Origin of the sequence: Actibacterium lipolyticum, from assembly GCF_900184935.1 — a bacterium.
Taxonomy (GTDB): Bacteria; Pseudomonadota; Alphaproteobacteria; order Rhodobacterales; family Rhodobacteraceae; genus Actibacterium_A; species Actibacterium_A lipolyticum.
Genome location: NZ_FXYE01000001.1, coordinates 559,115 through 577,542, shown reverse-complemented (window position 1 = coordinate 577,542; position 18,428 = coordinate 559,115). Strand labels below are relative to the sequence as shown.

Sequence of the window (18,428 nt, the reverse complement as noted above, 5' to 3'; positions counted from 1 at the left end):
ATTGCGGTGCGGGGCCTATAGCAGGATCTCGCCCCGCATCAGCACCCTTCCCTGCCCTGCAACGCGCACGCCCAAGATCGCATCGCGCGGACCCAGAACCTCGACCTTGGCTTGACCCGGCCGACCCATCCAGTGGCCCTGCTGGGCGGTAAATTTTGGGGTGTCGATCAATCCGTTGTGCCAAAGATACGCCGCCATGCAGCCAGTGGCCGATCCTGTGAACGGGTCTTCAGGTGGAGCTGGTGGCACCATTAGCATCCGCGAAAACGTGTCACCTGCATCCGTCGCACCAGACAGCGTGACAAGGAATGGCTCCATCACTTCGGTGTCGGGGCCAGCAACGACGTTTTGGAAGTGTTTGAAACCCTCTGGGTTCAATTTCGCACGCCGCAGTGCATCGTGCCCGCTTAGCAAAGCAATGCAAAACTCAAGCCCCGTCGAAACCATTTGGGGCGGCGCGATAATGTCAGCGGGCTTCAGCCCCATGGCCTCTGCGACCAATGCCGCGCGAACGGGCTTGCCGAATTCGGGGGCATTCTGCGTCATGATGATTTCCGGCGCGCCCTGCCCGCGGCGGATCTCGACCGAGATCACACCGGCCAGTGTTTCTAAGGAAAGCGTGTCACCCGGCACCATGCCGCGTTCAATCATCGACGCAACGGTCGCAATTGTCGGGTGGCCCGCAAACGGGATTTCCCGGCTGGCCAGAAAATAGCGCACCCTGATATCAGCCACGTCAGACGGGCCAAGAAACGTACATTCCGAAAGGCTGGTTTCACGCACGATCGCGGTGCATGTTTCTTCATCCAGTGTCGCCGCATCATGAAACACGGCACAACCATTGCCGCCGAAGGGCTGATCGGTGAAGGCATCGACCCAGTCGAAGGCAAAGGCGGGCATCAGTGGACGTTCACTGGTGCTAGGTCGTTCTGGCGGGCCAGAATGAAGGCAAGGTTCCGGTCTTTGACAAGCGCCAACCGTTCGCCATCAGCGTTGTGCACAGCGTAAAGCTGTTCGGCACCCTCTGCCTGTTCCTGAACATCTTCGGGCAGATCAGCCACTGCAACGCGGCGGACATACACGATGTTATCGTCGGCTTTGGGCAAAATTTCGTATTCGGTATTCATCTTTATCCCCTCTTACTGATTACGCGCGTTTGATCTGAATCGTTTGAACCACTTTGTCGTGTGCGGCCCGTTCCAGATCCACATGAAGCAAACCGTTTTCCAATGTCGCACCTGCCACCTCTACGCCGTCGGCCAGCACAAAAGAGCGTTGGAATTGCCGACCAGCAATTCCCCGATGCAGAAACAAACGCTCTGCGTCGTCTTCGGCCTGACCGCCTCGGATCATAAGTTGGCGTTCTTCAACGGTGATAGAAAGGTCTTCGTCGCGAAACCCCGCGACGGCCAAGGTGATGCGGTAACTCCGCTCGCTTGTTTGTTCGATGTTGAATGGCGGATAGCCTTCGTTGCCGGATTTTGCGTTCCGTTCCAAAAGGCGTTCAAGCTGTTCAAACCCTAAAAGATAGGGATGCGAGCCGAGGGATAGTTTTGTCATACTGCAAGTCCTTGATGAAGCGACCTGATTGGTTTTACGACCCCGGTTTTCGGCGGCCTGCTAAAGATATGGGCAGAATAGTCGCCCGTAACAAGGGCACCCTTCCCCGAAGCGGTTAAATTCGTTATGTTGCAAACTCTGGCCCAAGGCAGACAAACCACCCGGACAGGTATGAACATCGCAAACGAAATGAACAGTGAAGAAGTCCTCCGCGTAAAGCTGGAGGTTCTTAAACGCGAGCACCGCGACCTTGACGATGCGATCAACGCATTGGTCGAACGCGGTCCATCGGCGGATCAATTCACGGTGCGGCGGCTGAAGAAGCAAAAATTGACGCTGAAAGATCGCATTGCCGCGATTGAAGACCAGCTGATGCCAGACATTATTGCGTAACGACTTGATCCCGCTATAGTGCCGCCTCTCATTGGAAGAGGGCGCTATGACGGACGTAAAAGTGGGCATTATTATGGGGAGCCAATCGGATTGGCCAACCATGAAACTTGCCGCCGATATTCTGGATGAACTGGGTGTGGCCTATGAGGCCAAGATCGTCTCGGCGCACCGCACGCCCGATCGGCTGTGGGACTATGGCAAAACCGCCGCTGACCGTGGGTTGCAGGTTATCATCGCCGGTGCTGGCGGTGCTGCGCACCTGCCGGGGATGATGGCGTCCAAGACGCGCGTGCCTGTGGTTGGTGTGCCGGTTCAGACAAAGGCGCTTTCGGGTGTCGACAGCCTTTATTCCATCGTGCAGATGCCCAAGGGTTTTCCCGTTGCCACCATGGCGATTGGCGCAGCAGGCGCGGCGAACGCCGGACTGATGGCCGCCGGAATTCTGGCCATTGGCGACAGCGAACTTGCCAAGCGTCTGGATGATTGGCGCGCGACCCTTTCCGCCTCTATCCCCGATGAGCCTTATGATGACTGATGTTTTGGCCCCCGGTGCCGTAATCGGAATCTTGGGCGGCGGGCAACTTGGCCGCATGCTGTCTGTTGCCGCATCCCGCCTTGGGTTTATCTGCCACATCTTTGAACCGGGTGCTGAACCGCCCGCCGGGCAAGTTGCGCATCGCGTGACGACCGCCAGCTATGATGACGAAGCAGCCCTTCGCGCGTTTGCCGAAGCGGTGGATGTTATCACCTACGAGTTTGAGAATATCCCAACCTCGGCCCTTGATCTGCTAGAGGGGCTACGCCCCATTCGGCCGGGCCGCGAGGCGCTGCGCGTTTCGCAAGACCGGCTGGTCGAAAAGAACTTTCTGGCCGATCTGGGCTTGCAAACAGCCCCTTTCGCTAATGTCGAAACCCGCGCCGACCTTGATGCCGCGCTGGCAACGATCGGTGCGCCCTCTATCCTGAAAACGCGCCGGTTTGGATATGACGGCAAAGGCCAAGCCCGCATCATGCAAGACGCTGATGCGGATGACGCTTTCGCCTCTATGGCCGGGGCACCGAGTGTTCTGGAGGGGTTTGTTAACTTCAGCCACGAAGTTTCGGTGATTGCCGCACGCGGGCTGAACGGCGAAATCTCGTGCTACGATCCCGGCGAAAACGTCCACAAAGACGGTATCTTGCACACCACGACGGTGCCCGCGAACCTGAAATCACCACAGCGTATGGATGCTGTCCTGCTGGCGGCGAAAATCCTGAATGCGCTGGAGTACGTCGGTGTGATGGGGGTTGAACTGTTCGTGACACCCGGCGGCCTGATCGTGAACGAGATCGCCCCCCGCGTCCACAACTCTGGCCACTGGACGCAAAATGGGTGTGTCGTGGATCAATTCGAACAGCACATCCGGGCCGTCGTGGGTTGGCCGCTGGGCGATGGTCAGCGCCATTCGGACGTTGAGATGCTGAACCTGATTGGCGACGACGTGGATCAGGTGCCGGAATTCGCAAAAGAGCCGAACAGCGCGATCCACCTTTACGGCAAGGCAGAGGTTAAGGCGGGCCGCAAGATGGGCCACCTGAACCGGCGCACCGGGCCTGCGAACTAGGCCTGCGAACTAGGCCCGTTTCCCGCCCCTAAGGGAAATTACGACCCCGCTCAAAACCAACGCGGCGGCAATGGCGAACCGCAGGCTCAGTGCCTCGCTCAGGAACGCCATGCCGCCGACCAATGCGATGATCGGCACGGTTAACTGCGCCACAGCCGCCCGCGCTGCCCCCAGCTGCGGCAGGATGCTGTACCACAACGCATAGCCCAACCCCGACGTCACACCTCCCGAGATTGCCGCCAGAACGATCCCCTTGGGCGTTGCGGTGTCAGGCAAGATGGCAAACATCAACAGCCCCAACGGCACCGCCAACAAGAAATTCGCCCCGGTGGATTGAAGCGGGTTATCAGCCCCGCGCCCCAGCAAAGAATAAACACCCCAGCCAAGCGCGGCGGCCCCCATCAACAGGCAACCCGCCAAAGACGGCGCTGCAGCCCCACCGGGCCACAACAGCCAGACCAGCCCGGCAAAGGCCACCCCTGCCCCAAGCCAGCGGTTGGGCGGAACATCCTCGCCCAAGACCACCGCGCCCGAGAACATCGTGACCTGCACGCCGCCAAACAGCATCAGCGCCCCAACGCCGGACGGCAACGTGACATAGGCAAAGGAAAACCCCACCACATAGAGCGCCAGCGAAAGCGTGCCCCAGATCCGATGTTTACCACGCCATGAAAAGCCGCCTTGCGTCGCCAAGCACAGCGCGACCAACACACCAGCCCCCGCGACAAGGCGAATAGCCGCAAAACTGGCCGGGCCCATCGCCCCGTCCGCCAAGGCCAATCGGTTCAACACAGAATTCGCCGCAAAGGCGATCATGGTCAGGCAGGTTAAAAGGATCAAACGCATTGTGTGATGTTGCAGGGCCGCGGGATGAAGGCAAGCCTGCGTCAGTCGGCCAACGCCTTTACGGCATCATAATAGCTCAACTCTTCTTGAAAGGTGCCGTGCTTTAGGAAATGCAGCGTTTGCGCAATGACGCGCGGGTTGTTCATCATGAACGTATGCGTCACCGGCAAGGTGATATGATCCGTCATCCCGGCAACCTTCGTAGAAGACACCGAAACCTTGCCATCGTCTGGCCCGTCGATCATCGAAGAATAGACAGGGTTTAACGACGCGCTACCTGCGATGACGCCCAGCGAAAACTCCACCTTTCCAAGCTGGTTGGGAATGCTGTCTTCCCCCGTGCTCAGTTGCAGCCCGGCAGGCCCGTTGATGCGTTGGAACAGGCCCAAATGGCCCAGATCATCCACCAGCTCTGATCCGCTGTTTGGCGGGCCAAGCATCACAACGCGGCCTAACCTTTCCGGTTTCTGACTTGCCAACCAATGGCGCAACAAGATGCCCCCCATCGAATGCGTCACGAAATGCACCGTCTTCGCGTCGCAGGCGTTCATCCCTGCAGCGGCAGCATTCGAAAGATTCTCTATCGGTTGTGCGGTGGAAGGATAGCCCACCCTGACGGTTTCATATCCTTCGGCTTTCAGCGCTTGCTCCATAATCAGGAACGATCCGGCCGACCGCGCAAGCCCGTGCAACAGGACCACACAATCGGCCATTGCCACCGTAGGCAGCAGGGATAACAGAAAGGCGAAAGCAAAGCGCATGCTGCAAACATAAGGCGCGCTTGGACGCGTTTGCAGGTCTGTCTTGCCTGACCTTGAAACTTTCGTCAGGGTGCAGCCATGTCTGCCACACCGCCTCGTCTTGCCGTTCGTGCGCTTATTCTGCGCGACAACCGCCTGTTGCTGGTCAACGCTTGGGCCAACCCGAAAAGCGATCTGTGGTGCGCACCGGGCGGTGGCGTGGAAAAGGGCACCTCTTTGCCCGAAAATCTGATGCGAGAGGTTCACGAAGAAACCGGCCTGCGCGTCACCGTGGGCGAGCTGCGGCTGGTCAACGAATTTCACGACCCGCCATCAGGCTTTCATCAGGTCGAGCTTTTCTTTCGCTGCGATCTTGTCGCCGGTGATCTTGAGGAACGCTGGCAAGATCCCGAACGGGTCGTGACACGCCGTCGCTTCTTCACCCAAGACGAATTGCAAGGTATCCGGTTTAAGCCCGGCGGGCTGATCAACGCGGCCTTCGGCAGCCACCCGGTGGCTGCCTATGACCCGCTTGAACGGATTGTGCGCTAGGGCACTGCAAAGAAACGAGGCTGGAACACACGGATCGTGATTGCCCCCACGCCAGCCAATGTCAGCGCCAGAATGAAAATCCAGCCCAGCAACGGCACCAGCCCCAACAGGCCCGCCACCAATGCCCCCACCCCTGCAGCAAGTGCACGCTGCGCGATGGTTTCAGGTTCCGCGCGCCCTATGGCCAGCATCAACCCCACCCCAAAGGCATAAACGCCGATGATATAGCCCGCGAACCCGCCGATCAGCGCAAGGATGATAGCGCCGGGGCTAAGCACGATACCAACCAAGGTCATCGCAAAAAGGATGGCCGACCCAACGACCGCCGATTGCGTGATGAACCCAAACCACAGCGTGCGGAAAGGCGCATCCAGAATACGGCGACGCATGGCTGCCAGATGCTCGGGCACCAATGACGCGATCAACGCGGCCAAGGCGGTGATAATCACCACGCCAAACAGGAAGCTACGCACCATACCGCCAAAGCTGACACTGCGGTATCGTTCGGTGTCTTTCTGCCATTCGGTCAACTCTTTCCGAGTGACCCGATCCGCGGGAACAAGCCCTTCGGGGATGTTCATCTGTCCGATCTTTTTCTCGTACAGCGTCAGCGTACCGCCGATGACCGCATCATCACCAAAAGCGATGTCTTGCGCCGTTACACTAACGTCACCTGCGATCGGCGCGTTGATCTGAACGTCTTCGCCTGCAACCAACGCGTAGCCGCCGATGGGCCCGTTCAGCCTAATCTTACTTCCCGAAACACGAAGGTCGCCCGCGACACCCGACACGACTACATCGTACCCTGCCAGCGTCGCATCCCCGCGGACATCACCAACCACCGCGATATCCATCCCCGCGGCGTAGACGTCGCCGCCAACTTCGGCGTCAATCTCGACCCGTCGCCCAATGGTGTGGGCAGACCCTGTCACATCGGCGGAAACTTGAACTTTTTCACCTGCCATGAACAAATCATCGGCCCCTGCCTCATTGTGAATGATCGTAGAGCCAGCCTGAAAAACATCCCCGGAAAAATTCAGAAATGCCTCGTCATCGGCGAATGCGGCGCTTGCGATAACCGCCAGAACGAAAGAAAGAAGAATTCGGTGCATGATAAAGCCCCCAAAATAAACTAGGGGGTATTCTAGCCGCGATCAGGTCGCCCGCCTTGCGGCAGATCAAGGCAAAAGCGCGTCTTTAGTCCTGAAAAAACGCAGCAGGATAGCTGACGGCCGCGCGCATTCCGCCTGTGCCGGGCGCAATCGGATACAGCATCGTCAGCTTTTGTGCGAAGGGCGTCATCAAGTTTTGCGCAGCCTGTAGTGAAAATCCAAAACGACCGTAATAGTCAGGGTCACCCAGAACGATCACCGCATTTGCATCGGCTTGCCGCGCCTCGTCCAGTGACTGGCGGATGACCTCGCTACCGACCCCGTTACCCTGCCGCGCCTGTTGCACAGCAACCGGCGAAAGCGACCAAACCCCTTGCGGGGCCAACATCTTAGCAAACGCGATATAGGCGTAGCATCCACCGTCATCCACAGCGACAAGTTCCATCGCCATGTCGCCATCTCGGCGCAGTTTTTCGACCAGCCGCGCCTCGTAGGGGCTATCAAAAACGGTTGCCAAAAGCACAGAAATCGAAAGCCAATCTTTCTCTGTTGCGGGCCGCAGGTCCGTTTTTATTGCTTCTTTGTTGATGGAGTGCATTCGTTCAGGCCCCATACCTACGCGGTACATCACATACTCAGAAATACAGATTCGCAGATTTACTTAATTGTTAAGCGCTAGATTGGTGCGAAAGAAGCAAAATCAAACAGACGCTACGGAAAATTCAGACCCTCAAATAGAAAAAGGGGCCGAATTGGCCCCCTTTTCCGTAAACCTGAAGGTCAGGATTACATCATGCCGCCCATGCCGCCCATGTCAGGCATTGCTGGTGCGCCACCGCCGTCTTTCGAAGGCTTGTCTGCGATCATCGCTTCGGTCGTGATCAGCAGACCAGCGATCGAAGCCGCGTCTTCCAGTGCGGTACGCGTGACTTTTGCAGGGTCGATAACGCCGAACGAGAACATGTCGCCATACTCTTCGGTCTGCGCGTTAAAGCCGAACGTTACGTCGCTGCTTTCGCGGATTTTGCCGGCAACAACTGCACCGTCAACACCTGCGTTTTCAGCAATCTGACGAAGCGGAGCTTCGAGAGCACGACGAACGATGGTGATACCTGCGTCCTGATCGGAGTTTTCGCCGGTCAGACCTTCAAGAACCTTGCCAGCCTGAACCAGAGCAACACCGCCGCCCACGATCACGCCTTCCTGTACCGCAGCACGGGTTGCGTTCAGTGCGTCATCAACGCGGTCTTTACGCTCTTTCACTTCGACTTCGGTCATGCCGCCAACGCGGATAACAGCAACACCGCCTGCCAGTTTGGCAACGCGTTCTTGCAGTTTTTCACGGTCGTAATCGGAAGAGGTTTCTTCGATCTGCGTGCGGATCTGAGCAACACGTGCTTCGATCTCTGCTTTTTCGCCAGAACCGTCAACGATGGTTGTTTCGTCTTTGGTGATGGTGATTTTCTTAGCAGAACCCAGCATGTCCATTGTGACGGACTCAAGCTTCATGCCCAGATCTTCGCTGATAACCTGACCACCGGTCAGAATTGCGATGTCCTGCAGCATGGCCTTACGACGGTCGCCGAAACCAGGTGCTTTAACAGCAGCGATTTTCAGACCACCGCGCAGTTTGTTCACAACCAGCGTTGCCAAAGCTTCGCCTTCAACATCTTCAGCGATGATCAGCAGTGGCTTTTGCGACTGGATAACCTGCTCAAGCAGCGGAACCATTGGCTGAAGCGAAGACAGTTTCTTTTCGTGCAGCAGAACGATGCAGTCTTCAAGGTCTGCAATCATTTTGTCTGGGTTGGTCACGAAGTATGGCGACAGGTAGCCGCGGTCGAACTGCATGCCTTCAACAACAACGGTCTCTGTTTCCAGACCTTTGTTTTCTTCGACGGTGATAACACCTTCGTTGCCGACTTTCTGCATCGCGTCAGCAATCTGACGGCCGATTTCAGCTTCGCCGTTGGCGGAAATGGTGCCAACCTGCGCAACTTCGTCAGAGTCTTTTACTTCACGTGCAGCAGCTTTGATGGCCTCAACAACTTTCAGCGTAGCAAGATCGATGCCGCGCTTCAGGTCCATTGGGTTCATGCCAGCCGCAACCGACTTCATGCCTTCTTTTACGATGGCTTGGGCCAGAACGGTGGCAGTGGTTGTGCCGTCGCCTGCTTCGTCATTGGTGCGGGAAGCAACTTCCTTCACCATTTGTGCGCCCATGTTTTCGAACTTGTCTTCCAGTTCGATTTCCTTGGCAACGGATACACCATCTTTGGTGATGCGCGGTGCGCCGAAGGATTTTTCGATGACGACGTTACGGCCTTTAGGGCCGAGAGTAACTTTTACCGCATCAGCCAGAACGTTGACGCCTTTCAGCATCCGGTTGCGGGCTTCGGTATCGAATTTGACGTCCTTAGCAGCCATGTTGATTGCTCCTGGTTGTCTGAATTTCAGTTAAGATGGTAGCGAACGATCAGGCGATAATGCCCATGATGTCGCTTTCCTTCATGATCAGCAGCTCTTTGCCGTCGACCGTGACTTCTGTGCCGGACCATTTGCCGAAGAGGATCTTGTCACCCTCTTTAACGTCCATGGAAATGCGGTCACCGTCTTCATCCTTGGCGCCAGCGCCAACAGCAATAACGATACCTTCAGCAGGTTTCTCTTTTGCGCTTTCAGGGATGATCAGGCCGCCGGCGGTTTTTTCGTCGGATTCAACGCGCTCGACCAGAACTCGGTCGTGAAGCGGAGTAAATGCCATGTGGAACGCTCCTTCGTTCAAGGTTGTTCGGGTATTAGCACTCACTCCCATCGAGTGCTAACGAGCGATAGCTAAGGAGATCATCAGACTGAGTCAACCATATCAGACGAAAGTTTCTGCGGTTTTTCGCCCTGCTACTGGGTCGGCACCGCATGTTGGTAATCGACAAGCGCTTTTTGGCCCGCCGGGGTTAACGAATAGATACCTTTTTCGACCCGCTCGAACCAACCATAGTGATCGTCAGCCATCAGCCGCGTCGCGCGCTCCACCCCCGTCGTGCGCGCAACGATCGCCCCCTTAGAGGGTCCGTTCTGCGACAGGAAAATCGCGCACTGCAAAGCGTCTTGGCGATAGGCCGTCACCAACCCTGAACGCGTCGCCCCACCCGTGTTCGGGTCTCCGACACGGCGCGCAAACTCGCGCAACAGCCGCTGCTTTCGCTTCACCGACGGGCGCGGACGGTACGGCGCGGGATCAACCTGCGCCTCCACATGCCCATCACGCAGCCGGACCGTAATCAAGCCAAGCCCCAAACGCCGACACAACGCTTTGTTGTCTAGCAGTGACTTTGCAAACCGTTTCCCCGTGGCGCGAGGAACGGCAAGATAAACGAGGTCAGTGATGGATTGGCGGGCAATGCATTGGTGAAACAGACTTAGCGAAAACCCGGTCTTCAACTCGATGATCAGCGGCTCTTCACCATCACGCAGGGCAACAACATCCGCCGCACCTATTTCAGATTTAACCTCGTACCCCTGCCCTTCAAGGAAGGACTTAATCGCCGGGTAAAGGTCAGTCTCTTTGATCGCAGCCATGGCATTTTCTAACCGCTTCACCCGACACCAGCAAGCCATGGGCGATATCCTGCCAAAGCGACATCATCGTTTTAACGGATGCGGCGTTCGTGCTCTCCTTGGCCGCGTGACAAGCCGTGCAAGCACACCTATAAGGGCGCCGAACAATTTCACCCTGATACGGACAGTGACATGACCATTAAAGTTCTCGGCCATAAGGCCCCCGACACCGATTCCACCGGCTCCCCACTCGTTTGGGCTTGGTACCTGACCGAAGTAAAAGGCACCCCCGCCGAAGCAAAACTGCTGGGCGAACCCAACACCGAAGCCGCCTTCGTTCTGGACCGCTGGAATTTCGACAAGCCCGAGATCATCGCCGACGTCACCGCCGAGGACACCGTTGTTGTCGTTGACACGAACAACATCGCGGAACTGCCTGCCTCCATCAACGATGCGAATGTTGTGGCCGTGATTGACCACCACATGCTGCAGGGCGGCCTGAAAACCAAAGGCCCGATCGACATCACGATCCGCCCGCTGGCCTGTACCGCGACCATTATGGTTGACCTGATGGGCGACGACGCAGCCAAGATGCCCGAAAACATTAAAGGCGCGGCTTTGTCCTGCATCCTGTCCGACACGCTGGAATTCCGCTCTCCCACGACAACGGATCACGACAAAGCCGTGGCTGAAAAGCTGGCTGCCGATCTGGGCATCAACATCGCAGAATACTCCGCCGAAATGTTCGCGGCCAAATCCGACGTATCGGCATTCTCTGACGCGGAACTGCTGCGCATGGATTCGAAAGAATACGAAGTGGACGGCACCAAGTTCCGCGTTTCGGTTCTGGAAACCACATCGCCGGCCACCGTTCTGGACCGTAAGGCCAGCCTGATCGAAACCATGACAACGGTCGCCAGCGAAGACGGCGTTGATCAGGTTCTGCTGTTCGTCGTGGACATCCTGAACGAAGAATCCACACTGCTGGTTCCAAACGATCTGGTAAAAACCGTCGCTGAAAAAAGCTTCGGCGCTGCCGCTTCTGGCGATGCGGTGGTTCTGCCGGGCGTCGTCAGCCGCAAAAAGCAGATCATTCCAAACCTCAAAGTTTGATCGCCAAGCATGTTACAAAGGGGCGCGTTCAGCGCCCCTTTTCAATTTTGAAGGCTGCCCCATGACCCGGATCGTCGAACACCTCTCTGAAATTTCCGCCAACTATGACGCGATGTTCGTCGACCTTTGGGGCTGCGTGCATAACGGCCGCGAACCGTTTCTTGAGGCTGTCGCCGCCCTGACGGCCTACCGCGAAAGCGGCGGCATCGTCGTGCTGCTGACCAACGCCCCCCGCCACCGCCACAGCGTCGCCGCGCAGCTGGCCAAAATGGGCGTCTCCGAAGATTGCTGGGATACCATCACCACATCCGGCGACAGTGCCCGCGCTGCGATGTATCGCGGTGTCGTCGGCTCCAAAGTGTTCCACATCGGCGAACCGCACGATCAAAGCTTTTTTGACCCGCTGAAAATCATCGAAGACCCTGTGGAAATCACCCAGACCCCGCTGGAAGACGCCGAAGGCATCATTTGCACCGGCCCGTTTGATCCGCTTGCCGACCCGTCCGATCTGCGCCCTCAGCTACTTTATGCAAAGCAGAAGCGCATGAAGCTGCTCTGCGCCAATCCCGATATCGTCGTGGATCGTGGTGAAACGCGCGAATGGTGCGCCGGTGCGATCGCCGCGCTCTACACTGAAATGGGCGGTGAAAGCCTCTATTTCGGCAAGCCACATCCGCCGATCTATGACCTCGCCCGCCGCCGCCTTGCCCAGATCGCAAACGTCAGCGACGACCGAATCCTGTGCATCGGCGATGGCATGGCCACCGACGTTCGGGGCGCAATGGGCGAAGATTTGGACAGTTTGTTCATCACAGGCGGCCTTGCCGCCGCCGAGACACTGACAAAACACCAACCCGACCCAGACGCACTTAACGCGTTGCTTGATAAAGAGAAAATCGCACCGACCTATTCGATCGGCTTCCTGCGCTAGGCTCACCCAGAATCGGGCTCGCAACAAAATTGCGCTAAATTCAACATATGCGCCCGAAAATTACTTTATCGATTGCGATCCGTGATCGCCTCCGTTATGCTGCACTGCAACATGACCCACGAGGGGAGCGATAAAGATGTTGGATAATATGCCACGCGGAACGATTTGCATCGAAGACATGGAAATCGGCATGCGCCGTTACATCCGCAAGGAAATCACCGACCGCGACATTGAAATGTTCGCCGAGGTTTCGACCGACCACAATCCGGTCCATCTGGATGATGATTACGCGCAAGACACGCGTTTTCATGGCCGCATCGCGCATGGCATGCTGACAGCCAGCCTGATTTCCGCCGTTATCGGCGAACAGCTTCCTGGGCACGGCACGGTCTACATGAGCCAGTCGTTGAAGTTCATGGCCCCTGTTCGCCCCGGCGATGTTGTCTATGCCGAGGTTGAGGTAAAAGAGATCAATCACCACAAGCGCCGCGTTACACTTGATTGTCACTGCGCCGTGGGCGATACGGTCGTGCTTAAGGGCGAAGCATTGGTGCTGGCGCCAAGCAACAAACTTGACTGATCGCGCCGGTTTCCCGGTGCCACCGGGATCCGATGAAGACCTTTACAAACTGGCATGACCTAACCCCTGACGATCGCGGCGCCTCCGCCGCGATTGGCAATTTTGACGGGGTGCATCTGGGCCATCAGGCCGTGATCGACATTGCCCGCAACACCGGCGCGCCGCTTGGTGTCTTGACCTTCGAACCCCACCCCCGCGAATTCTTTGCCCCCGACGCCCCCCCGTTTCGTTTGATGAATGCCGAGGCAAAGGCGAACCGCCTTGCCAAACTGGGGGTAAAGCAACTGTTCCAGCTGCCATTCGATGCGACGCTGGCCTCCCTCTCTGCTGAAGAGTTTGCACAGCAGGTCGTGGTTGATGGCTTGGGTCTGTCGCATGTCGTGGTGGGCGAAGATTTCTGCTTTGGCAAAGGCCGCTCTGGCACCGCGCAGGATCTTGTTCGCTTTGGTGCGCAGATGGGGTTTGACGTTACCCTTGCCAAGTTGCTTCAGGGGCAAGCGGGCGCTGTTTCATCAACCTCTATCCGCACGGCATTGACTGATGGTCGCCCCCGCGATGCCGCTGCGATGCTGGGCCACTGGCACCGGATTGAGGGCGAAGTCCTGCACGGTGACAAGCGTGGGCGCGACCTTGGCTTTCCCACAGCGAACATGACCATTGCCGGGCTGCACCCACCGCGTTTCGGTATTTATGCGGTCAAAGTCGACGTTCTGTCTGGCCCGCACAAAGGCAGCTATGACGGCGCGGCGTCCATTGGGGTGCGCCCGACCTTTGGCGTGAACACCGCCAATTGCGAAAGCTTCCTGTTCGATTTCAAGGGCGACCTATACGGCACACACCTGTCCGTCGCGTTGGTCGAATACTTGCGCCCCGAAGCAAAATTCGACGATCTTGACGCACTGATCGCCCAGATGGATGACGATTGCCAAAAGGCACGCGCCATTCTGGCCGATACGTGACCCTCTTCCTTTTCCGCGTCCAAGCGCTAGGCTCCGCCACATGACTGACCCAATCGACCGCGATGGCCTGCGCCAGAAATTCTGGGAACGCGTGCCACTAAAGAATCTTTCCCCAAAAGAGTGGGAGGCCCTTTGCGATGGCTGCGGCAAATGTTGCCTGAACAAGTTGGAAGATGCCGACACGGGCGAAGTGGTCTTTACCCGCGTGGCCTGCCGTTTGTTGGACGACGAAACATGCCGCTGCGCCCATTACGACGTGCGTAAAACAATCGTGCCGGAATGTGTCGTTTTGAAACCATCCAACATCGCCGATATCGCCTATTGGATGCCAAAGACATGCGCCTATCGCCTGCTCTTCGAAGGCAAGGCGCTTTATGATTGGCATCCGCTCATATCGGGCGATCCAGAAAGTGTTCACCGCGCAGGTCAGTCCGTTCAGGGTTGGACTGTGCCAGAGTTTGACGTGCCCGTGGAAGATTGGGAAGATCACGTCATAGATGAGGAGCTTTAGGGCATGTATTTCGCATCAGACAATTCCTCGCCGGTTCCGCCGCAAATTCTGGATGCATTGGTTCACGCCAACCACGGCTATGCGATGCCCTATGGCGCGGACACCATCATGGACAGCGTTCGCAACAAAATTCGCGAGGTTTTTGAGGCCCCAGAGGCCGCCGTTTATCTGGTCCCTACGGGCACCGCCGCAAACGTGCTGGCCCTGTCTTGCCTTTGCCCGCCTTGGGCGACGATTTACTGCCACCAAAACGCACATATCGAAGAAGATGAGTGTGGCGCGCCTGAATTCTATACCGGTGGGGCAAAGCTGACCCTTGTCGGCGGGGACGATGCGAAAATGTCCCCCGAGGCCTTGAAACAGGCGATCAGTTTCACCGCCCGCGCGGGTGTTCATAACGTGCAAAAAGGCGCGGTTTCGATCACTAACATTACCGAAAACGGCGCGCTCTATTCCGCGGACGAAGTGCGCGCGCTGTGTGACATCGCCAAGGCCAGCGACTTGCCTGTTCACATGGACGGTGCGCGGTTTGCTAACGCAGTCGTCGGCGCAGGGTGTACGCCTGCCGAAATGACGTGGAAAGCCGGTGTTGACGTCTTGTCCTTTGGCGGCACCAAAAACGGCCTGATGGGCGTCGAAGCTGTTGTGCTGTTTGACCCCAAGCGCGCGTGGGAGTTTGAGCTGCGGCGCAAACGCGGTGGGCATCTGTTTTCAAAGCATCGCTATCTGTCCGCACAGATGGATGCCTATCTGGAAGATGATCTTTGGCTAAAGCTGGCAACCCGCGCGAACGATGCCGCGGCACGCCTGTCCAAAGGCATTCTGACGATCGAGGGCGCATCGCTTCTTCATCCTACGGATGGAAACGCGGTTTTCGCCCGCTGGCCCCGCGAAGGGCACCGCCGCGCGCAAGACGCCGGGGCGGTGTATTACTTGTGGCCGATGAACCAATCGCTGGAAGGGCCTGATGAAGAGCCGCTTTCGGCGCGGCTTGTCTGTTCTTGGTGCACGTCCAGCGCCGATGTCGAAAAGTTTCTGGAGCTTATCCGGGGCTGATCGCGGGCGCGCTGGCATCTGCCAAGAACCCCTCAATCGCGTGGGCAACCTGTTTGGGATGCGTGATCGGCAGCATATGGCCCGCGCCAGGGATGGTGGCACGCCGCGCACGCGCCAGCCGCGCGGCCAGCGCAGCGTTCACCGCGCCGACGATAGAGGGCGAACTGCCCCCCTCTAGCAGCAGAACCGGTATATCCAGCCCCTCTAGCCGATCAGGGGCTAGGACGCCGGGCCTGTCGTCCATCAGGGCCGCGTTGCCCGCTGGGATAAGGTGGATACGCCGTTCGATATAATCCTGCAGCTGCCGAGGCAGCGCCTCCCACGGGGCACCAGCCCCCCACGGCCCGGTGAACGCCTTGGAGGCCGCCACTCTGTCGCCTCGTGCTATCGCTTCAGCGAACGGCGCAAAAAGCGCCTCGTTCTCTGCGTATTCCGGGGTGCCACGCGCCGCAGCGAACAACACCGGCTCGATCAAGGTCAGGCTTCGTACGCGGTCAGGTTGTTCCAAGGCCAGCCTAAGTGCGACCGTGCCGCCAAAGGAATGACCGATCAGGTCAATCGGCTCCTCCGCCATGAAATCAGCCGCCATCGCAAGCGCCTGATCCTGAAAGTCCACGTCGCCCACCCAATCGCCGCTGCGCCCATGGCCGGGCAAGTCAAATGCCTCGGCCGACAGAGTGTCGCCAAGCGCGCCCATCAACCCCGCCCAACTGCCCGAATGCGCCAACGAGCAGTGGATCAACAACGCCTTACGCGCGCCCTGCCCTAACTGCGCAGAATAGGTATCGAAACCGCCGCGCGACTTAACTGGCATCAAAGCTTTCCAGACAGGAACAGGTCCAAATCATCCAACCGGTCTTGGCCCCAAAACGGCTCTGCCCCGTCGACGATATAAAACGGCGCGCCAAACACGCCCGCATTCACGGCCTCTTCCAGATTGGCGGCGTATGTCTCTGCACCCAGCAGAAGCCCGCGATCGGCCAGCGCAGGGTCTAAACCCGCCGCGCTTAGACAATCGCGCACCACATCATCCGCCGCGATGTCCTTTTCTTCGGCCCAACAGGCGCGCAAAACGCTGTGAACCAATGCCCCGACATCACCACCGCCTTCGGATTGCGCCGCGATAATTGCATAAGAAGCGGGCGCCGCGTTGGTCGGGAAATGTGCGGGCTTTTCATGAATCGCCAATCCGGCCTTTTTCGCCTGACGCTGCAATTCCTTCAACCGGTACGACAACCGGCTTTCGTGGCGCTGCGGCAATGGCGTGCCGCCTGTACGCCCAAACAGGGAAATCACATCCAGCGGCTTATAGGTCACGCTGGCACCGTGCTTTTGCACGATATCCTCTAACCGGGTTCCGGCAAGGTAGGTGAAGGGCGAAATCGTCGAAAAATAGTAATCAATGTGGGGCATTTTGCTCACTCGCTGCTGCGCACGGTTTGCAAGACCGTAACCGGGTGGTAAGCGGTGTCAACGTCACGAATCTGTCATCTGGACGCTGCTCTTTGGGACCCTCTGCCATGCCATCAGTCACCGAACCGAAACTTATCTCTGGTAATGCCAACCAACCGCTTGCTGGCGCCATCTCGCGCCGCATGTCTATGCATCGGGGGGTGAACGTCGGTCTGGTCGATGCGCGGGTCGAACGTTTCAACGACGGCGAGATCTTTGTCGAGGTTTTCGAAAACGTCCGCGGCGAGGATATGTTCATTATCCAGCCTACGTCGAACCCGGCGAATGACAACCTGATGGAATTGCTGATCATCTCGGATGCGCTGCGCCGTTCGTCTGCTGCCCGCATCACGGCCGTGATCCCCTATTTCGGCTATGCCCGTCAGGACCGCCGCACAAAGGCGCGGACGCCGATTTCGGCCAAGCTGGTCGCGAACCTGCTGACCGAAGCTGGAATCGAACGCATCCTTACGATGGATCTTCACGCGGCGCAGATTCAGGGCTTCTTCGACATCCCAGTTGATAACCTTTACGCATCGCCCATCTTCGCGCTGGATATCGCGCACCACTTCAAGGGCAAGATGAACGACCTGATGATCGTTTCCCCTGATGTGGGCGGCGTTGCCCGCGCGCGTGAACTTGCACAGCGTATCAACGCGCCACTGTCCATCGTGGACAAACGCCGTGAAAAGCCCGGTGAGATTGCTGAAATGACAGTGATCGGCGATGTGACCGGAAAGAGCTGCATTATCGTAGACGATATCTGTGACACGGCCGGTACCCTTTGCAAGGCGGCCGAAGTCCTGATCGAAAAAGGCGCAAAAGAGGTCCACTCGTATATTACGCACGGCGTGCTTTCTGGCCCCGCGGTTGAGCGTATCACCAATTCGAAAATGAAAAGCTTGGTGATCACTGATTCCATCCAGCCGACCCAGCCGGTTCTGGATGCCAAGAATATCCGCATTGTTCCAACAGCACCGATGTTTGCGCAGGCCATCATGAACATCTGGCACGGCACATCCGTTTCGTCCCTGTTCGAACATGGGACGTTGGCACCTATCTATGAAGGTATGTACACAGTCGGCGCGTAAAGCGCCGGCACGACGCCCTAGCTGACGTCCCAGTCGTCGTCGAAGGGCAGCTCTCCAATTGCCATCCAATCAGCACGCACCCGCGCCACGCGGGTGTCGCCCCATGTTTTAAAGACAATCTCAAAACCTTTGCGATTGATCTTTTGGGTCGAAATATCCGCCCGCAGGTTGGTTTTTTGGTCCATATCCCACATCGACATGCCCACCGTCACCGCCGGAGCCGAGCGGAACGGGCGGTCGAATGTGATTTTAACAGAGGTGGAACGCGGGCCAACTTCGGCCCACATGGGGCCATCGTTTTCATAATCTGAAAACAGGATGGTCGAACCCTGATCAACACCAATTTTTCGATTATCAAATTCTTTCATCG

General features: G+C 57.6%; 24 protein-coding genes. 11 read left to right on the top strand and 13 right to left on the bottom strand.

Annotated features, from left to right (window positions below):
• Positions 1 to 15 precede the first annotated feature (15 nt).
• From COL8621_RS02865 to COL8621_RS02855, 3 genes are read right to left on the bottom strand one after another with little or no spacing between them, the layout of a single operon-like run.
• Positions 16 to 900: a PhzF family phenazine biosynthesis protein gene (locus COL8621_RS02865; RefSeq protein WP_093965815.1), complete on the bottom strand. Its 885-nt coding sequence runs from the start codon at positions 898 to 900 to the stop codon at positions 16 to 18.
• Entirely contained in the window at positions 900 to 1,127 is a 228-nt protein-coding gene (locus COL8621_RS02860; protein ID WP_093965814.1) for a DUF1150 family protein, read from the bottom strand. Before COL8621_RS02860 ends, COL8621_RS02865 begins: the two co-directional genes overlap by 1 nt.
• Before the next feature lie 19 nt (positions 1,128 to 1,146).
• Entirely contained in the window at positions 1,147 to 1,560 is a 414-nt protein-coding gene (locus COL8621_RS02855; RefSeq protein WP_093965813.1) for an Hsp20 family protein, read from the bottom strand.
• 171 nt (positions 1,561 to 1,731) lie between these two features.
• Here COL8621_RS02855 and COL8621_RS02850 point away from each other — a divergent pair, with 171 nt between their 5' ends.
• From COL8621_RS02850 to COL8621_RS02840, 3 genes are read left to right on the top strand one after another with little or no spacing between them, the layout of a single operon-like run.
• The gene (locus tag COL8621_RS02850; protein WP_093966882.1) at positions 1,732 to 1,953 is read left to right on the top strand and encodes a YdcH family protein; all 222 of its coding nucleotides are present in this window, start codon (positions 1,732 to 1,734) and stop codon (positions 1,951 to 1,953) included.
• 46 nt (positions 1,954 to 1,999) lie between these two features.
• On the top strand, positions 2,000 to 2,488 hold the full coding sequence (gene purE / locus COL8621_RS02845; RefSeq protein WP_093965812.1) for a 5-(carboxyamino)imidazole ribonucleotide mutase: 489 nt from the start codon (positions 2,000 to 2,002) through the stop codon (positions 2,486 to 2,488).
• Positions 2,481 to 3,557, top strand: coding sequence for a 5-(carboxyamino)imidazole ribonucleotide synthase (locus tag COL8621_RS02840; protein WP_176438421.1), 1,077 nt, complete (start codon positions 2,481 to 2,483; stop codon positions 3,555 to 3,557). Before purE ends, COL8621_RS02840 begins: the two co-directional genes overlap by 8 nt.
• A gap of 9 nt (positions 3,558 to 3,566) precedes the next feature.
• Here COL8621_RS02840 and COL8621_RS02835 read toward each other — a convergent pair whose 3' ends face one another.
• The gene (locus COL8621_RS02835; RefSeq protein ID WP_093965810.1) at positions 3,567 to 4,403 is read right to left on the bottom strand and encodes a DMT family transporter; all 837 of its coding nucleotides are present in this window, start codon (positions 4,401 to 4,403) and stop codon (positions 3,567 to 3,569) included.
• A 41-nt stretch (positions 4,404 to 4,444) separates the two neighbouring features.
• The gene (locus COL8621_RS02830) at positions 4,445 to 5,164 is read right to left on the bottom strand and encodes an esterase/lipase family protein (protein WP_093965809.1); all 720 of its coding nucleotides are present in this window, start codon (positions 5,162 to 5,164) and stop codon (positions 4,445 to 4,447) included.
• Positions 5,165 to 5,242: 78 nt separating this feature from the next.
• Here COL8621_RS02830 and COL8621_RS02825 point away from each other — a divergent pair, with 78 nt between their 5' ends.
• The gene (locus COL8621_RS02825) at positions 5,243 to 5,695 is read left to right on the top strand and encodes an NUDIX domain-containing protein (RefSeq protein WP_093965808.1); all 453 of its coding nucleotides are present in this window, start codon (positions 5,243 to 5,245) and stop codon (positions 5,693 to 5,695) included.
• Here the strand turns inward: COL8621_RS02825 and COL8621_RS02820 are convergent.
• The 5 genes from COL8621_RS02820 to COL8621_RS02800 form a co-directional block, all read right to left on the bottom strand.
• Positions 5,692 to 6,807, bottom strand: a complete 1,116-nt coding sequence (locus tag COL8621_RS02820; protein WP_093965807.1) for a DUF8173 domain-containing protein — start codon at positions 6,805 to 6,807, stop codon at positions 5,692 to 5,694. The genes COL8621_RS02825 and COL8621_RS02820 overlap by 4 nt on opposite strands.
• An 85-nt stretch (positions 6,808 to 6,892) precedes the next feature.
• Positions 6,893 to 7,405 carry a GNAT family N-acetyltransferase gene (locus COL8621_RS02815; RefSeq protein WP_176438420.1) on the bottom strand — a complete coding sequence of 171 codons (513 nt, stop codon included), beginning with the start codon at positions 7,403 to 7,405 and terminating at the stop codon, positions 6,893 to 6,895.
• A 188-nt stretch (positions 7,406 to 7,593) separates the two neighbouring features.
• Positions 7,594 to 9,234: a chaperonin GroEL gene (groL, locus tag COL8621_RS02810; protein WP_093965805.1), complete on the bottom strand. Its 1,641-nt coding sequence runs from the start codon at positions 9,232 to 9,234 to the stop codon at positions 7,594 to 7,596.
• Positions 9,235 to 9,283: 49 nt separating this feature from the next.
• On the bottom strand, positions 9,284 to 9,571 hold the full coding sequence (locus tag COL8621_RS02805; protein WP_093965804.1) for a co-chaperone GroES: 288 nt from the start codon (positions 9,569 to 9,571) through the stop codon (positions 9,284 to 9,286).
• Between the two features lie 134 nt (positions 9,572 to 9,705).
• Positions 9,706 to 10,386: a DUF2161 domain-containing phosphodiesterase gene (locus COL8621_RS02800; RefSeq protein ID WP_176438419.1), complete on the bottom strand. Its 681-nt coding sequence runs from the start codon at positions 10,384 to 10,386 to the stop codon at positions 9,706 to 9,708.
• A 171-nt stretch (positions 10,387 to 10,557) separates the two neighbouring features.
• Between COL8621_RS02800 and COL8621_RS02795 the strand changes: the two genes are divergently transcribed.
• The 6 genes from COL8621_RS02795 (at position 10,558) to COL8621_RS02770 (ending at position 15,515) form a co-directional block, all read left to right on the top strand.
• A complete protein-coding gene (locus tag COL8621_RS02795) occupies positions 10,558 to 11,478 on the top strand; it encodes a manganese-dependent inorganic pyrophosphatase (RefSeq protein WP_093965803.1) in 921 nt (306 codons plus the stop codon).
• A 61-nt stretch (positions 11,479 to 11,539) separates the two neighbouring features.
• Positions 11,540 to 12,409, top strand: a complete 870-nt coding sequence (locus COL8621_RS02790) for a TIGR01459 family HAD-type hydrolase (protein WP_093965802.1) — start codon at positions 11,540 to 11,542, stop codon at positions 12,407 to 12,409.
• A 136-nt stretch (positions 12,410 to 12,545) separates the two neighbouring features.
• Positions 12,546 to 12,989 carry a MaoC family dehydratase gene (locus tag COL8621_RS02785; RefSeq protein WP_093965801.1) on the top strand — a complete coding sequence of 148 codons (444 nt, stop codon included), beginning with the start codon at positions 12,546 to 12,548 and terminating at the stop codon, positions 12,987 to 12,989.
• 32 nt (positions 12,990 to 13,021) lie between these two features.
• A complete protein-coding gene (locus COL8621_RS02780) occupies positions 13,022 to 13,948 on the top strand; it encodes a bifunctional riboflavin kinase/FAD synthetase (RefSeq protein WP_093965800.1) in 927 nt (308 codons plus the stop codon).
• 40 nt (positions 13,949 to 13,988) lie between these two features.
• Positions 13,989 to 14,459: a YcgN family cysteine cluster protein gene (locus COL8621_RS02775; RefSeq protein WP_093965799.1), complete on the top strand. Its 471-nt coding sequence runs from the start codon at positions 13,989 to 13,991 to the stop codon at positions 14,457 to 14,459.
• 3 nt (positions 14,460 to 14,462) lie between these two features.
• The gene (locus COL8621_RS02770; RefSeq protein ID WP_093965798.1) at positions 14,463 to 15,515 is read left to right on the top strand and encodes a threonine aldolase family protein; all 1,053 of its coding nucleotides are present in this window, start codon (positions 14,463 to 14,465) and stop codon (positions 15,513 to 15,515) included.
• On the opposite strand, the gene COL8621_RS02765 is transcribed toward COL8621_RS02770, so the two are convergent.
• Both COL8621_RS02765 and COL8621_RS02760 read right to left on the bottom strand, forming a co-directional pair.
• The gene (locus COL8621_RS02765) at positions 15,502 to 16,329 is read right to left on the bottom strand and encodes an alpha/beta fold hydrolase (protein WP_093965797.1); all 828 of its coding nucleotides are present in this window, start codon (positions 16,327 to 16,329) and stop codon (positions 15,502 to 15,504) included. The two genes, COL8621_RS02770 and COL8621_RS02765, sit on opposite strands and share 14 nt — an antisense overlap.
• Positions 16,329 to 16,928: a 2-hydroxychromene-2-carboxylate isomerase gene (locus COL8621_RS02760; RefSeq protein ID WP_093965796.1), complete on the bottom strand. Its 600-nt coding sequence runs from the start codon at positions 16,926 to 16,928 to the stop codon at positions 16,329 to 16,331. The genes COL8621_RS02765 and COL8621_RS02760 overlap by 1 nt, the downstream gene beginning before the upstream one ends.
• 107 nt (positions 16,929 to 17,035) lie before the next feature.
• Here COL8621_RS02760 and COL8621_RS02755 point away from each other — a divergent pair, with 107 nt between their 5' ends.
• On the top strand, positions 17,036 to 18,058 hold the full coding sequence (locus COL8621_RS02755) for a ribose-phosphate pyrophosphokinase (RefSeq protein ID WP_093965795.1): 1,023 nt from the start codon (positions 17,036 to 17,038) through the stop codon (positions 18,056 to 18,058).
• A 17-nt stretch (positions 18,059 to 18,075) separates the two neighbouring features.
• Here COL8621_RS02755 and COL8621_RS02750 read toward each other — a convergent pair whose 3' ends face one another.
• Complete coding sequence (locus COL8621_RS02750) at positions 18,076 to 18,426, bottom strand: H-type lectin domain-containing protein (RefSeq protein ID WP_093965794.1); 351 nt, start codon at positions 18,424 to 18,426, stop codon at positions 18,076 to 18,078.
• Positions 18,427 to 18,428: the final 2 nt, after the last annotated feature.